Raw genomic sequence first — 13,900 nt, 5'->3', positions numbered from 1 at the left:
ATTTTTCAATAGACTGCAAAGTTCAATTCATAAATTGTACGTGGGCGACCTTGTTGGTGAGGCATTTCTTCACCAACCACTTTAGCATAGCCGTTATCCACTAATTTTTTAATAATGCGCTCTGTTGTGCGGCGTGTAACTTGTAAGTGTTCTGCCAGGTTATGAGATGTAAATTGAGCTGATTGGCGCTCCCTGCTAAAATGAATGATCTTAGAAATATTTAATGGACTTAAGCTTGTTTGCTTTGCCATTTGTAAAACGTAGGGATCATCTGTTTTTAAAGCTAGACTCAGCTCTGATTTCGGGAATGGACCTAGCAAGTTTTTATGCTCATCGAGTATATAAATTTCACAAGGTTTAGCAAATGTTATTGCATTTTTGGCATTATGGTTAGCCTCAACTATAGAGTGACCATACCCAAATGCTAGCTTAAATGATTGATTGGTTTGTTGTAATAAGTTCTGTAAGTTCTCTTTTTCGAGTGCCTTTTGTAAATGTCCAGCTGTCGTATATAGTTCAAAAGAATACGGTGAAATTTCTTTATAAGTTGAATGCGTAATGGCTGTGATTTGCGTGAGCATGTTATCGTCTATAGGTTTATTTTCAGAAGCCTCTAATAGTCCAACGGCAGCTTTCACAGATTCAGATTTTGTAAGAAGTGATTGAGATTTCGTTTCTTCTAGGCATTGAATAATGGAGTTAGTTGCATCTAACATGCGCATTGCCGGTATTTGAAGAGCTTGTAATTCATCAAACACGCTATGAATACTTGTTATGACAAAATCAATGCTGTTAGCCTCCCATAAAGCGATATGATGCTGCAATATAGATTGAGTAAGTTTAGTGATAGAAATAGCCTGTATATATGGTTTTGGACCAACATACTCTATTTCTGTTAAAACATTTTCGACAATAGCTGGATTCATAACATCGATGGAAATTCTATTTAAAGGTACCGCATGATTCGCTACAAGCGATAATAAAGTTGTAGAAATAGCCGTCTCATCTTGTTTTATATAATTCCAAGGTATTGGTAGCTCTGACAATGCGGACTGGGCATGTAAATAGGGCAACGTGCCGCCGAATAAAAGGGCATCACATGGCTTAATTTCCTTTAACAAAACAGGTGCCTCTGTAGGTTGCTTGTAAAGATAAAAATCTATTTGAATATTCTCTATGTTTTGTGCGATACTATTTATACGCTTCATAAATGCTTTAGAGCAGATAACCGCTATTTTAGTAGACATGGGCATGTTCCTTTGCTTCTATATTTTTTTGATAATTAGCGACGTATTAGCGACGACTATATTATACAGGAGACTGATAAAAATGAAAATCCAACAAGTAGAAATTTTTGCAATCCATTTACCACTTATTGATCCATTTATCATCAGTTATGCTACATATGATACGATGCCTTCTATTATTTTGAAGGTGACGACAGACACAGGTATTGTAGGCTACGGTGAAGCTGTACCAGATGAACACGTAACAGGGGAGACGTGGGAGAGCACATACGCGCTATTAAAGAATCAGCTTGCTCCGGCAATCATTGGAGAAAATCCAATGGCCTTTGAAAAACTTCACGATAAAATGAACAAAGTAGTGAAAGATGTCCCTGCGGCAAAAGCAGCGATTGACATTGCTTGTTTTGATATTGCAGGGAAAGCGTTACAAGTTCCGGTGTACCAACTACTAGGCGGACGTTATCATGAGAAATTCCCGATTACCCATGTATTGAGCATTGGAACACCTGAGGCAATGGCAGAAGAGGCGGCTAATCGAGTAGAAATGGGCTATCAATCATTTAAAATGAAGGTAGGAACAGAGGTAACTCGTGATGTTGCTCGTATCAAAGCGGTGCGTGAACGCGTTGGTGAGGACATTGCTATTCGTGTAGATGTAAACCAAGGGTGGGGCAATGCGTCAACTACATTACAAGGTTTACGTGCATTGAAAGATCTGAATATCGATTGGTTAGAACAGGCAGTAGATAGTGAAGATATTGATGGAATGGTAGAGGTGAAGTCAAAATCTGATGTTCCATTAATGATTGATGAAGGACTTCGCGGTGTACGTGAAATGCGTGAAATTATCGCAAAGCGTGCTGCAGATAAAGTTAATATTAAATTAATGAAATGCGGTGGCATTTATCCTGCTATGAAACTAGCAGTTATGGCTGAAATGGCAGGCATTGAATGTCAAATCGGTTCAATGGTAGAATCATCCGTTGGTTCAGCAGCTGGCTTCCACGTAGCATTCTCTAAAAAAATAATGACAAGTGTAGAATTAACAGGTCCATTAAAGTTCTCTAAGGATGTCGGAAACTTACACTATGATGTTCCATTTATCTGTTTAAATGAAAACCCAGGATTAGGTGTCGACGTAGATGAAGAAATCCTTAAAGAATTATGTAAGTTCTCAACAATTGTAACAGACTAAGGAGGCGGCGAAATGGAGAAAATTTATGAAGGTATGCTTGGGGAAACGCCGTTTTTTGTTACAACATTAAACCTTCAACATATGCAAGAAATTGAAAAATTGCAGCTTGAAGTTTATGAATCATTAGCAGACCAAAGTATATTACAGCCATTAAGCACGGAGGAATTTGACTATATTTTAAGCGGCAATGGCATGATGATAGGCGCTTACATAGGGGAGGAGTTAATTGCCTTTCGTGCACTATTGAACCCACCTGTCGATGAAGAGCACCTTGGCTATGACTGTGAGATTGGCGAGGATGAATTTCATAAAGTTTTATACCAAGAAATATCGAATGTCTCACCGACATATCGTGGCTACGGACTACAAAAAACATTAGCCCAAATTGTCATGAGTCATATCGATTTAGCAAAATATGATTATGTATGCTCAACGGTCAAGCCATATAATATCCCTAGTTTAAAAGATAAATTTTCGCAAGGATTAGTCGTAAGGGGATTAAAGATTAAGTATGTAGATAAGCTACGATATATTTTTTATAAGGACTTGCGACAAGAGCTACCAATCTTTACAGAAAAGAAGTCGATCTCGATGGGGGATACAGTTGGTCAGCAACAGCTTTTAAAGCAGGGGTATACAGGTACTTCTATGTATGAGGATCAAAATGATTGGTTCCTCGTTTATGAAAAATAAATAACAAAAAAAGCCTTACCTAGTAGGATGAAGAAAAATATGTAAATTAAGGTGTATCAATAAACAATGGTTGATTTTCACTCCGAGTTGGCGCTTTCCGCGGGCTTGGCGGATGTCACATAATCGGAAAGGAGTTCTTTGTGCCAGCACAAAGCCGATTCCGGACGCAATTATGCCGAAGCATAATTGATTATCCCCGTCACTACGTTCCTGCGGGGCTTTCAACGCAAGCTGATCCAAAATAGTCTTATAGCCACGATAAACAAACAAAGTCATGTAAAATACAATAAAGTTATTTAATTTTAAAAGCTCAAACAAACACAACCCCGTTCTGAACTAGGACGGGGTTAAAAATAGTGTCGATTAATTTTCGAGGTAGGGTATTTAACTATACTACATTAAAGTAGTTTTTTAGTTATTAGATTTAGAATTGATTATTTCTCCATTAGTTGTTTGGACCACTAGCGGCTCGACAATTTTTTCTAGGCCTATCTCTATAAATGGGAGTCCCTCTTTTGCATTTCCTTTATCGACAACTTTAACTGTAATTTCAGTGTTCCCTAAGGTCTTTACATCTTTTACTTCCAGATGCTTTCCTTCATATTTCTCGCCTAATTGGATATGGATTTGTTTCATTCCTTCAGAAATCGTAGATACCTCGTAGTAGGAGGAAGTATCGTTACCAGCCTCTATAACGCCTTCTTCATTGACCCAATAACCTTTATTTGAAGTAATCGTCCAACCAATAATAGCAAAAATAAGGACTGGGACTATCAATAAGATCGATTTATCCACTTTATTAAATTCAGATTGTTTTATACCTTTCATGAAAGGAAGTAACAACGTCCCGCCTATGGCAGCTGTCAAAATGCCTACTCCAATAATTCCGAAACCCATCCCTTCAAAGCCTCCCACTTTGAACAATCCATATAGGACAGTAAGCACAGCAATTAAAAATGTCACAATTGGAGCCAAGTAGAACTTTCCAGTTTTTTTCAAAGCTATTAAAGTAAAAAGGAAAATACTTGCCCCTAAAATGAAACCAACTAAAACTATCATTCCCAATTCGTACACCCCTTGTATTAATAGAAAATCGATATCAGTGTGTCTAAAAAAAATATAACCCCTAAATCAAAAAGAATTGAGAGTATAACCCATCTTTTGGTGAAAAAGGTCATCGTGAATACTGATAAAAAAATAGCTGCTGGGAAATAGAACATGAAAGTGGCACTTTTGATATATTCAATGGCCGCATCAGCAGACAGTTCCCAGTTGTAAAAATGAAAAGAGGAATATAGGATATAAAATAAAATGAGAGCTCTAATGGAAATAAATAACCATTTAAGGCCGTGATTAAACTGAACTAATTTCTTCAATGGCTTTATTTCTACTTCTTCGCTCAATTCTAACATCGGATAATTTCCCTCAGCTATTTCATTAAATAATTGCCTACACTCATTGCAGTCTTGGATATGTTCCAAAACTACTTCTTTAGTTTCTTGTTCTAACTCATCAAATACAGAGATTAACTCCCGCGAAAGAATATGAATCTTTTGGGAATCCTCCATCTTTTTCACCTCTTTCTAGCCATCTGCTTTCTCATCCTAAATATTTTGGACTTTAATGTAGGGATAGGTATATTCAAAAGTGTACTTATTTCTTGGTAATCATAACCATAATGAAACTTTGCTAAAAAAATGGCCTTATCACTCGTCGATAAATAACCTAAAGTAGTTGTAATTTGGGAATTTATGATTGCCTTTGATTCGGGTGTTTGATTATCAATTAATAAATTTTCAATTACACTTTCATCATGAAACAGCTCGGGTTTTCTTTTTTTGTAATGATCGAGAAGTGTATTTTTAGCTACCTTTACTAACCAACTTTTCATATAAGTAACTTCTTGAATTTTTAATGGATCTGTTAAGATTTTTGCAAATAACTCTTGGATGATGTCATCGGCTACGTCATAACTTTTAGTTAATCCAATTAAAAAATTCCGCAAATATGTGTAATGCTCCTCGTAAATCTCTTCAATCACCTCAAATGGATTTTGATTAATCATTTTTATCCTCCGTAAGATATCGCGCACTAAAGAGACGACTCAGATTGGAAAAAGTTTTAATTTTTTTAGTAATAGTAAAAAAATAGTAATAGCTACAAAAATAAAAAGAAGAATCCAGTTTGTTTAAAAGATTGATCAACATGGATTCTTTTTCATTAATATTTTTAATGTGAGAGGTAAGACTTTTTTATTTCATCGGACAAAAGCCACAAGCCATTAAACCAGGGATGTCTTTAGAAAAACAACATGATTTTCGTACTGGGACGTTCACTAAATTAGTGGGGCTTTGACCTCCCGTATATTGGGCCCACCAAGATTTGTTGGAGAAACGAGCCCATGTTTTAGGGTCCTCTAAAGTTTCAATATCCTCCATCGCTTGATCAGCAAGACCGGGATTAGAAAGCAATATATGATAGTGCCATAGTAAATATCCAAAGAAGTTTTCCCAAATAGTGAGAGGGGAAATAGATGTTACTTTACGAAGCTGCTGAACGATAACGTGCCCATCATATAGAATCTTCTCAATAACGGCTTGACGTTCTTCCTCCTCGACATAGCGCCAATCGTTTGGGTTAACAAACATGGCAACTGTAAAACTGTCGAATTCTTTTGCTGCATCAAAACGAAGCTCGATCGGTTTACCGTTCCACACCTCATCATAGGCGGCGAGCATGTAAAGTTGCATAGCAAAAAACATACCGTAGCGGCGTGCAAAGTGAGAAATAGCGGCTGTTTCCGTTGCTGCATCTGTAATACCCATCATCAGGTTTAAAAAATCAGGATGGTAAAAGTCCTTATGTATATCAGCTAATGTAAATAATGTCCGCTTTGGTTCTGTCGTATAAATGCTATAGGAATTCAATTGTCGAACTTGATCCATCGTTAATGCTGGCATGGTCATCACCTTTTCTTTCAATCATCATTACGTTTATTATAAATTAATCATTTTTGCTTCACAAATGGATTGCAATATAGTAAAATACATTAAACATATCTGAAAGGTAGGTTTTTTAATGTCACAGCCTCATGCAATTCCAAGACCGCTCGTTCGACTCAATCAATGGACGATTTTTGTAAGCGTCATTCTAACGTGGATATCAGGCGTCTTTTGGATTTTAGCAATTCCATTAATAGCAAATTTACTTGGTGTTTTATGCAATTTTAATCCTATTATTCGAGTAGGGAAGCTGTTTCTAAAAAAAGCGCCATCTACATATATACCAGAGGATGCGCAGCAGCAAAAATTTAATTCCAGTATTGCTAGCTTATGTTTAGCAGGTGGAATTTTAGGTTACTGGCTTAAATGGCAGGTAGTTGGCTATATCTTTACGGGAATGGTTGCTGTAGCTTCATCGATAGCAATTGCAGGCTTTTGTATAGGTTGTTTTCTACATTTTCAGCTAAAGCAATGGCAATATCGTCGTTCGCTGAAGAAGGCATTGTGACATAAATTTCTTTCGGAAGAAAGAAATTTAAAAAAACTTTAATAAATTTTCAGATTACTGTTGACTTTATAATTGATAATGATTATCATTATCGTATAAAGATTATTCCTCGTCTACAATACAGTGTAGAGAGGATGAACTTTAGCTACTTTTCTCCAGAAGTTTGCTAGTTCATGATAAAGCGCTCCTAAAACCCCCCTCATTTTTTGGGAACGTAAAATCTCTCGACGACTCATTCCATTGTGACTGAGTCGTCTTTTTTTGATCGAAACCGCGATTGTTCCGATAAAACGAGATATTATTCCGATAAAAGCTGAAATTGTTCCGATAAAATGAGATTATGTTCCGATAAATCTTCAAAGTATTCCTTTAAAAATGAACTCACCCCTAATGTACATTTAACTTCTAATAATTATACCAAAAATTACAATTTAATATATAATATACCTTAAAAAAGAGGGGTGATTTTTTTATGCTTTATATTAGAAACTTCGAAGGAGATAAAAACGAGTTTGAGTTCTTTTTAGATATGTTATATGAGTCTATTCATATTGCTGAGAATAAACCATCAAAAGAAGCTTTGCTCAACGCACCTGGCATAAGAAAATATCATGAAGGTTGGGGGAGAAAGGGAGATAAAGTGTTGATTGCTGTTGACGCAGAAAATAAATCAGTTGGTGCAGTCTGGTATAGGTTGTTTAATGACAATAATAAAAGCTATGGTTATATTGATGGCAATACGCCTGAAATAGGAATGGCTGTTTTGAAAGAAGTAAGAGGTAGAGGGGTGGGAACTTTACTGATGCATAAAATAATTCAACAAGCAAAGGATGAAGGATACAATACCATTTCACTTAGTGTAGACCTCGAAAATGACACGGCCATTAATATGTATCAAAAACTAGGCTTTAAAGATTATGAAAAAGTAGGAACATCTAAAACAATGATATATAAGTGTCTTTAGAATAAAAAAAGTACACTACATTTAGTAATGTACTTTTTTAAATTTCCAATCTTTCAGTAGAACTACTACTAGGAACAGCACTCTTTTTTCCTAGTATCATCGTATAGTAGCTATGAAATAGCATGCCAACAATGATGACACCTAGACCCGTGAGAGCAATTGGATTTGGGAATGCGATGCCGAGCAACAATACTTCACCAATAATGACAAAGAGTATTTCAGTTGATTGTGTTGCTTCGACTGCTGCGAGCTTGCCTTGATGATTGCGAACGCGGTCAGTCGCGATGAAAAATAAAGTAGTGGCGATGACACCAGAGCTTATACCTACAAGTAATGATTGTATGACTTGGCTGCTTGAAGGGAGCCCTACCGTTGCCATTGCATAAATGGCTAAAATGATCCATGCGGGCATCGAGGCGATGGTCATCCCAAGAACTCGTTGATATGTATCGATGCGTCCGCCACAGATTTCCATCATTTTGCGATTGCCGAGAGGGTATGCAAAAGCAGCGATGACAACAGGTAAAATGCCAAGCATTAAACTTTTAAATGGAACAGATTGTGCATGTGGTACTTGGATAAGTAAAATGCCGACTAAAATGACACATGAAATTAGTAATGAAATAAGTGGTATTTTTTGACGTACTGTTTTACCGGCTACTACTGAAACAAATAGGGGAGCGAGTAATACGCCAGCGACAATTGTAAATTGCCACGTTCCGGAAACGAGCCATCCTGGACCGAATGCTGCTGCAAATGTCAGTGGGGCATAGAACAATACGAACCCAATAAAACTCCAAAGAAGCCAACCTACAGGCTGTGCTTTCATTTCACCTGATAGTTGAGAAAAGCCTTTTCTATAGAAGACGATTGCCAGTAAAAACGGTAGCATAAAGAAATAGCGTAGGGATGCGCTCCATAGCCAGCTACCGCCCTGCATTTCCATTGCATGATTCAATATAAATGTAACGGCAAAAAAAAGTGAGGCTAAAATGCCTAATGCAATTTCTTTCAATACAGTCACCTCAAAGTCCTTTTTGTAATTTGAAAATTCAGTCACCTGTTTATAAAAAATATGAAGAAGGGGGTGAACCCTTCTTCGTTACTATTTTCCTTGTTGTTCAAAGAGCTGTACGATTTCAATAATAACTTGTGTTGCTTTTTCCATTGTTTCCGCAGATACATATTCGAATTTACCGTGCATATTTTCGCCGCCTGCAAAAATGTTTGGTGTTGGTAAGCCCATGTAAGAAAGCTGTGAACCATCAGTACCACCACGGATTGGTAATGTAATCGGAGTAATATCTAACTTTTCCATTGCTGTGCGTGCAACGTCAACGATTTCTTTTACAGGTTCAATTTTTTCACCCATATTAAAATATTGATCTTCTATTGTAATGCTTAAAGCATCTTCGCCATATTGCGCTTTAATTTTTGCTGCAGCCTCAAGCATTAATTGTTTTTTCGCCTCGAATTTTTGACGGTCATGATCACGGACGATATAAGTAAGCTCAGTATGTTCAATCGCACCGTTAAAGCCCATTAAGTGAATAAAGCCCTCATAGCCGTTCGTTTTTTCTGGCACGGCATCGGTAGGCATTTCATTTTGGAAGGCGATCGCCATTGTGATAGCATTGATCATTTTATTTTTAGCAGAACCAGGGTGTACACTCGTACCTTTTGTCACAACCTTTACACCCGCTGCGTTAAAGCTTTCGTATTGTAGCTCGCCAAGTGGTCCGCCATCCATCGTATAAGCATAGTCTGCTCCAAAGGCAGCTACATCAAATTTATGAGGCCCGCGACCAATTTCTTCGTCAGGCGTAAACGCTACACGTAATTTACCGTGTTTAATAGAAGGATTTTTTACTAGGTACTCCATGGCAGTCATAATTTCTGCGATACCAGCTTTATCGTCAGCGCCTAATAATGTCGTACCATCCGTTGTAATTAACGTTTGACCTACATAATTTTTAAGCTCAGGGAAATCTGCTGGCGACATCGCTAGATTTTCATTTAGCTGAATCGTATCACCATCATAATTGTTAATGCGCTGTGGATTAACGTTTGTACCAGTGAAATCTGTTGTAGTGTCCACATGTGCTAGAAAACCAATAGTAGGCACATTTTTATCTGTATTTGCTTCGAGTGTCGCAAATAAATAACCATTTTCATCTAATGTAATATCAGTTAAGCCTATTGCAGCTAGTTCATCTTTTAGTACATGCAATAAGTCAAATTGCTTTTGAGTTGAAGGAGTTGTTTCGCTTGTGAAATCAGATTGTGTATCAATTTTTGCATAACGAATTAAACGCTCGATTACTTGTTCTTTCATAAGTATGGCCTCCTAGTGTGTATGTTTAACTTCTTTCAGCGGGTGTCCAAACATCCGCTGCCTCTGGTAAATGTAACGGAATTATACCGAGGCATAATTGATATTATTGTAACACTTTACTTCGGATTTCGGAATATTGAAGAATGCTTAACGCAATTAGTATTTGGGCACCGTAATAGGTCAACATAATTACCTCGTGTGAAAATGGTAAGGGCATAACAAACTTGTTAATAGCTAAATAGGAATCTGATGAGATAAATAGCAGAGCCCCAATCGTTGCAAATTTAGAACCTGTTCGAATCGCAGTCCAACCCATCGTTAATATGACCGAAATATAGGCAATGACCGCGATACCAAGCACGACTTCTCCTGATGAAAATACCGTACCTGCAATCCACAAAGCCATACTTACCCCATAAACGAGTAAGACAATCTTCGCCCAAGTAGGTACTTGTCGTTCATTAGTAGATAAGAAGGCGAAAATATAAAAAATATGCCCGATTAAGAAGCTTGATAGCCCAATTAGAAACCACTGTAGCGTATAATCACCGATCATACAAAATACAAGTCCGATAATAATCAGTAATTGATACTTTTTAACGCCTGAATTTTTGGGTAAAGCCGCTAAAATAATAATTAACAGCATTGGTATGACTTTAAAGATAAGTATCAAGCTTTCTGTAATATGGGAAAAGAAAAAAATATAATAAAGACCAAACAAAATAATACATGTTAATAAAATTTTTTTAGACAAATTTCTCATCTCCTTTTCTTTGAAATTCTTTATCTATGTCAGAATTTCCTTTATTCTTTTGTAAAGGAAATCTACAAAGGGGTTTCTATACTCATCGTATGAATGAAACTTTTTTAGTATGTAGCCGTAAATAAGTGGACAGTAGATAAGAGAGGGTGAACGAAATGACCAAGCTATTAATAGCTTCGGCAGTGATTGGATTAATCGCGAGTGTTTTATTAACACCGCTTATAACGAAAAAGCGAGAAGATGGATCTAAAAAGGTAATTGGATACTTCTTTATAGGTGTATTTGTACTAGGATTTTTAGCTACTAGCATAACAGTTTATGTGACAAAAATGGATGTAAACTGGCTTGCTTTTTGGCCTGCTATCATTTTATTAACATTAGGCGGGGCGCTTCTTGCAAGTGGTATCGAAAGAAAAATAAAGGGTGTTTTATTTTTAGCTAGTTTAGTTGTTGCGGTGTTTGTATTATCCGCACCTTTATGGAACGCGAATGAAAAATTTGAATCAGCTGAAATGAAGGAAAAGGTTGAAATAAAACCATTCGATGAAACACAAACCCCAGCTAGTGTGCCTCCTAAATTTGCACGTAATAAGATGAAAAAAGCGTTCGGGCAAGTACCGAATACTAGTTATTACGAGTTAGGGCGCTTACAAATTCAAAAAGTGAATGGCGAGTATGTTTATATAGCACCAGTTGAGTTCTCTGGTTTCTTTAAATGGTTCAATGGAGGAACGACTCCTGGTTACTTTATAATGAGTGCAACGGATTCAGCGGATAATCCTAAATTTGTTGAGCAGGAAATGAAGTATGTACCGTCTGCTTATTTAAACTCAAATTTAGAGCGTCATATACGTTTACAACATCCATTCCTTATTTTTAGCGGAGATGTTCAACTTGAAATAGATGATGAAGGTAAGCCATATTATATCCGTTCATATGGTGAATTTATTTCAGCACGTAATGGCTTCGACGTAAAAGGGATCGTGCTTGTAGATGCGCTATCAGGAAAGTCAGAAGTGATCAAGCTGGAGGATGTCCCAGAATTTATTGATGGAGCGGTTTCTCCAGAGACAGTAAGTTTACAAAATAGTTATTTCGGTAACTATGTCCACGGATTTTGGAATAGTAAGTTTGGTAAGAAAGATGTGAAACTTCCTTCAGATGAGGGAACAGAGGCAAATGTTAGCCCAATTTTTGATGAGAAGGGCGATATGTATTATTTCACAGACTTTACGAGCCCTAAAGAAGGTGTCGATTCAATGCTTGGCTATTCGTTAACAAATGCCCGAACAGGTCAAGCAACTTATTACACTGGAAATTTAGATGCTTCTTATATGGATTCACAAGGTAACTTGCAAATTATTGAGAAGAAATTTATAGAGAAGAAATGGTCTGGAGAAATGCCAGTGTTGTATAACTTTTACGGTGAGGCTAGCTGGCTAACTGCGGTGCTTGATTCAAATGGTTTCTTACAAAATTATTTCATCGTATCTGCGGCAAATCCTGAAATTTCCGTTTATGCGTCAACTCCTAAAGAGGCTTTGAAATTATATAAAACAGCCTTAAGTCGCGGAGGAAGTACAGTAGAAGGAAGTTCACAGGCAGAAGAGAAAAATGTAAGTGGAAAGGTGCTTCGCGTATACAAGGAACGTCTTGGTGACTATACAGTTGTATCATTATTACTTAATAATGGAGAAAATTATTTGGTAAGCTCGGAAACAGAACCACTTGCGATTTATTTACAAGAAGGTGATGATGTCATTCTCACTTATGGTGATACAGGAGAGCAGTTCTTACCAGTTCGATCAATGATTATTAAAGGTTTAATAGACGAAAATAAATAAAGAAAATCAATTTCGCCTTGGCGTAATTGTTGCTGTCGCTTCGCGTTCGCACAGATAAACAATGCGTCCGGATTTTGAATTGTGCTTAGGTCTGCACGAGGGCCGACACGATGTCGGTCATTTCGGTAATGCCACAGGACGTGGCGCTCTTAGATTGAGTCCCTCTATTTCAGTAGGTGTCTTTGCAGCATTTGAAAGGAACCATATCCATATCTATCTCATCACCTTTAAAAGTGGGATTCTTCAACTGAATGAAGAAAAAAGACGATCAAGTAGTAATGCGCTACGAAGATCGTCTTTTTTATGTTGGTTGAGATTCCATATAATGAAGCATCTTTTCCTGGTGATTTGTATAAAGAGCTTTGGCATGATCGTTTAACGCAAATATTTCATGAATATACCCTTGGAGTAATTTATGTTCATATTCAAAAGTATGCGAATCTTCGCTTTCTACTATATGCGTTAATAAAAGTGTATGTAACACAACGACTTCTAAATTTTGTGTATTTGTAATGAATTTTAAGTTGAGGATGGTCGTATGAGAAACGAATTGATTGACGTAATCAATAGCATGCTTATAAACTGCTAAGTCGATATGTGGTTCAAGTCGTTTTCTTAATAATGTACAATTATTATTTAAGTCTTGGATTTTTAAAAACAAACCTCTAACACTTCGCTTATGTTGTTGTTCTAATGTACGAGCAAGATCTTTGTTCATATAGGACATTTTTACATAACTCCTTTCCGCATAGTGGTCATCTATTAGTATTAATGGAATTATATCAAAAGGAAAGAGTCTTTTTGTTTAATTTATATTTACATTTAACTTCTCTTTCAAAAAGTCGCTCACTTCTAAACGTGAAAAAAACAATGTAATTTCTCATTTAATCACCTTTCAATAAGTATGATTTAGTTGAAATGCTTAAGAATTAAACTGAAATTAAATCAATTATTATATAGGAAGCTTTTCAATGAAATGAAAAAGTATAAATTTTTATCAGAAAAAGTGTTGACCTTTTTGAATTATGGGTGTAGTATTATACAAGTCGTTAAGATAACTACTGAAAACAACATCTACTTTAAATAAATTAGTTGTTGACATCGAGTTCGCGGCATGATATTATATAAAAGTTGCTGCTGAGAAAACAGCAACGTAATGAACCTTGAAAACTGAACAAGCAAAACGTAATCAATAAAGTTTTTAGTAATTAACCTTGAGTTGGTGAACGAAACAAAATTTTGGACATCAAACATGATGCCAGCAAAACAATTTGAGCTAATCAAATTTCTTTTATGGAGAGTTTGATCCTGGCTCAGGACGAACGCTGGCGGCGTGCCTAATACATGCA

General features: G+C 36.6%; 15 protein-coding genes and 1 rRNA gene. 6 read left to right on the top strand and 10 right to left on the bottom strand.

What is annotated here, in order from left to right; translation table 11 throughout:
• Window positions 1-5: 5 nt before the first annotated feature.
• Window positions 6-1,247 carry a hypothetical protein gene (locus tag ACVYAD_RS18685; RefSeq protein ID WP_476427442.1) on the bottom strand — a complete coding sequence of 414 codons (1,242 nt, stop codon included), beginning with the start codon at window positions 1,245-1,247 and terminating at the stop codon, window positions 6-8.
• Between the two features lie 82 nt (window positions 1,248-1,329).
• On the opposite strand from ACVYAD_RS18685, the gene ACVYAD_RS18680 reads away from it, so the two are divergent.
• Window positions 1,330-2,442: a mandelate racemase/muconate lactonizing enzyme family protein gene (locus ACVYAD_RS18680; protein WP_476427441.1), complete on the top strand. Its 1,113-nt coding sequence runs from the start codon at window positions 1,330-1,332 to the stop codon at window positions 2,440-2,442.
• A 12-nt stretch (window positions 2,443-2,454) separates the two neighbouring features.
• Window positions 2,455-3,135, top strand: a complete 681-nt coding sequence (locus ACVYAD_RS18675) for a GNAT family N-acetyltransferase (RefSeq protein WP_476427440.1) — start codon at window positions 2,455-2,457, stop codon at window positions 3,133-3,135.
• Window positions 3,136-3,150: 15 nt separating this feature from the next.
• On the opposite strand, the gene ACVYAD_RS18670 is transcribed toward ACVYAD_RS18675, so the two are convergent.
• From ACVYAD_RS18670 to ACVYAD_RS18650, 5 genes are all read right to left on the bottom strand, one after another.
• On the bottom strand, window positions 3,151-3,453 hold the full coding sequence (locus ACVYAD_RS18670) for a hypothetical protein (RefSeq protein ID WP_476427439.1): 303 nt from the start codon (window positions 3,451-3,453) through the stop codon (window positions 3,151-3,153).
• A gap of 93 nt (window positions 3,454-3,546) precedes the next feature.
• Window positions 3,547-4,194, bottom strand: a complete 648-nt coding sequence (locus ACVYAD_RS18665; RefSeq protein WP_476427511.1) for a hypothetical protein — start codon at window positions 4,192-4,194, stop codon at window positions 3,547-3,549.
• A 23-nt stretch (window positions 4,195-4,217) separates the two neighbouring features.
• Window positions 4,218-4,703, bottom strand: a complete 486-nt coding sequence (locus ACVYAD_RS18660) for a hypothetical protein (RefSeq protein ID WP_476427438.1) — start codon at window positions 4,701-4,703, stop codon at window positions 4,218-4,220.
• A gap of 5 nt (window positions 4,704-4,708) precedes the next feature.
• Window positions 4,709-5,200, bottom strand: a complete 492-nt coding sequence (locus tag ACVYAD_RS18655) for an RNA polymerase sigma factor (RefSeq protein WP_476427437.1) — start codon at window positions 5,198-5,200, stop codon at window positions 4,709-4,711.
• 187 nt (window positions 5,201-5,387) lie between these two features.
• A complete protein-coding gene (locus ACVYAD_RS18650; protein ID WP_349661838.1) occupies window positions 5,388-6,095 on the bottom strand; it encodes a Fe-S oxidoreductase in 708 nt (235 codons plus the stop codon).
• Window positions 6,096-6,213: 118 nt separating this feature from the next.
• On the opposite strand from ACVYAD_RS18650, the gene ACVYAD_RS18645 reads away from it, so the two are divergent.
• Window positions 6,214-6,645 (top strand): DUF4395 domain-containing protein, encoded by a 432-nt coding sequence (locus tag ACVYAD_RS18645; protein ID WP_349661801.1) that lies wholly within the window; start codon window positions 6,214-6,216, stop codon window positions 6,643-6,645.
• A 472-nt stretch (window positions 6,646-7,117) separates the two neighbouring features.
• Window positions 7,118-7,609: an N-acetyltransferase family protein gene (locus ACVYAD_RS18640; RefSeq protein WP_476427436.1), complete on the top strand. Its 492-nt coding sequence runs from the start codon at window positions 7,118-7,120 to the stop codon at window positions 7,607-7,609.
• Window positions 7,610-7,646: 37 nt separating this feature from the next.
• Here the strand turns inward: ACVYAD_RS18640 and ACVYAD_RS18635 are convergent, their stop codons facing one another.
• The 3 genes from ACVYAD_RS18635 to ACVYAD_RS18625 all read right to left on the bottom strand — a co-directional run bounded on the left by ACVYAD_RS18635 (window position 7,647) and on the right by ACVYAD_RS18625 (window position 10,707).
• Window positions 7,647-8,624 carry a DMT family transporter gene (locus ACVYAD_RS18635; RefSeq protein ID WP_476427434.1) on the bottom strand — a complete coding sequence of 326 codons (978 nt, stop codon included), beginning with the start codon at window positions 8,622-8,624 and terminating at the stop codon, window positions 7,647-7,649.
• Between the two features lie 90 nt (window positions 8,625-8,714).
• A complete protein-coding gene (pepT, locus tag ACVYAD_RS18630; protein WP_476427432.1) occupies window positions 8,715-9,944 on the bottom strand; it encodes a peptidase T in 1,230 nt (409 codons plus the stop codon).
• Window positions 9,945-10,047: 103 nt separating this feature from the next.
• The gene (locus ACVYAD_RS18625; RefSeq protein WP_349661798.1) at window positions 10,048-10,707 is read right to left on the bottom strand and encodes a lysoplasmalogenase; all 660 of its coding nucleotides are present in this window, start codon (window positions 10,705-10,707) and stop codon (window positions 10,048-10,050) included.
• 155 nt (window positions 10,708-10,862) lie between these two features.
• Here ACVYAD_RS18625 and ACVYAD_RS18620 point away from each other — a divergent pair, with 155 nt between their 5' ends.
• Window positions 10,863-12,551 carry a hypothetical protein gene (locus ACVYAD_RS18620; RefSeq protein WP_349661797.1) on the top strand — a complete coding sequence of 563 codons (1,689 nt, stop codon included), beginning with the start codon at window positions 10,863-10,865 and terminating at the stop codon, window positions 12,549-12,551.
• Window positions 12,552-12,852: 301 nt separating this feature from the next.
• Here ACVYAD_RS18620 and ACVYAD_RS18615 read toward each other — a convergent pair whose 3' ends face one another.
• A complete protein-coding gene (locus tag ACVYAD_RS18615; RefSeq protein WP_349661796.1) occupies window positions 12,853-13,278 on the bottom strand; it encodes a hypothetical protein in 426 nt (141 codons plus the stop codon).
• Window positions 13,279-13,841: 563 nt separating this feature from the next.
• On the opposite strand from ACVYAD_RS18615, the gene ACVYAD_RS18610 reads away from it, so the two are divergent.
• A 16S ribosomal RNA gene (locus tag ACVYAD_RS18610) occupies window positions 13,842-13,900 on the top strand; the annotation flags it as partial.

The organism is Lysinibacillus sp. G1-3 (genome assembly GCF_056322905.1).
Note: the sequence above shows the minus strand (reverse complement) of the source record. Positions and strands in the feature narration are given on the sequence as shown.

Coding starts and splice junctions, on each gene's coding strand:
- pepT (WP_476427432.1), bottom strand. CDS start 9,944: ATGAAAGAACAAGTAATCGAGCGTTTAATTCGTTATGCAAAAATTGAT.
- ACVYAD_RS18640 (WP_476427436.1), top strand. CDS start 7,118: ATGCTTTATATTAGAAACTTCGAAGGAGATAAAAACGAGTTTGAGTTC.
- ACVYAD_RS18620 (WP_349661797.1), top strand. CDS start 10,863: ATGACCAAGCTATTAATAGCTTCGGCAGTGATTGGATTAATCGCGAGT.
- ACVYAD_RS18645 (WP_349661801.1), top strand. CDS start 6,214: ATGTCACAGCCTCATGCAATTCCAAGACCGCTCGTTCGACTCAATCAA.
- ACVYAD_RS18675 (WP_476427440.1), top strand. CDS start 2,455: ATGGAGAAAATTTATGAAGGTATGCTTGGGGAAACGCCGTTTTTTGTT.
- ACVYAD_RS18625 (WP_349661798.1), bottom strand. CDS start 10,707: ATGAGAAATTTGTCTAAAAAAATTTTATTAACATGTATTATTTTGTTT.
- ACVYAD_RS18685 (WP_476427442.1), bottom strand. CDS start 1,247: ATGTCTACTAAAATAGCGGTTATCTGCTCTAAAGCATTTATGAAGCGT.
- ACVYAD_RS18680 (WP_476427441.1), top strand. CDS start 1,330: ATGAAAATCCAACAAGTAGAAATTTTTGCAATCCATTTACCACTTATT.
- ACVYAD_RS18665 (WP_476427511.1), bottom strand. CDS start 4,194: ATGATAGTTTTAGTTGGTTTCATTTTAGGGGCAAGTATTTTCCTTTTT.
- ACVYAD_RS18655 (WP_476427437.1), bottom strand. CDS start 5,200: ATGATTAATCAAAATCCATTTGAGGTGATTGAAGAGATTTACGAGGAG.
- ACVYAD_RS18660 (WP_476427438.1), bottom strand. CDS start 4,703: ATGGAGGATTCCCAAAAGATTCATATTCTTTCGCGGGAGTTAATCTCT.
- ACVYAD_RS18650 (WP_349661838.1), bottom strand. CDS start 6,095: ATGCCAGCATTAACGATGGATCAAGTTCGACAATTGAATTCCTATAGC.
- ACVYAD_RS18615 (WP_349661796.1), bottom strand. CDS start 13,278: ATGTCCTATATGAACAAAGATCTTGCTCGTACATTAGAACAACAACAT.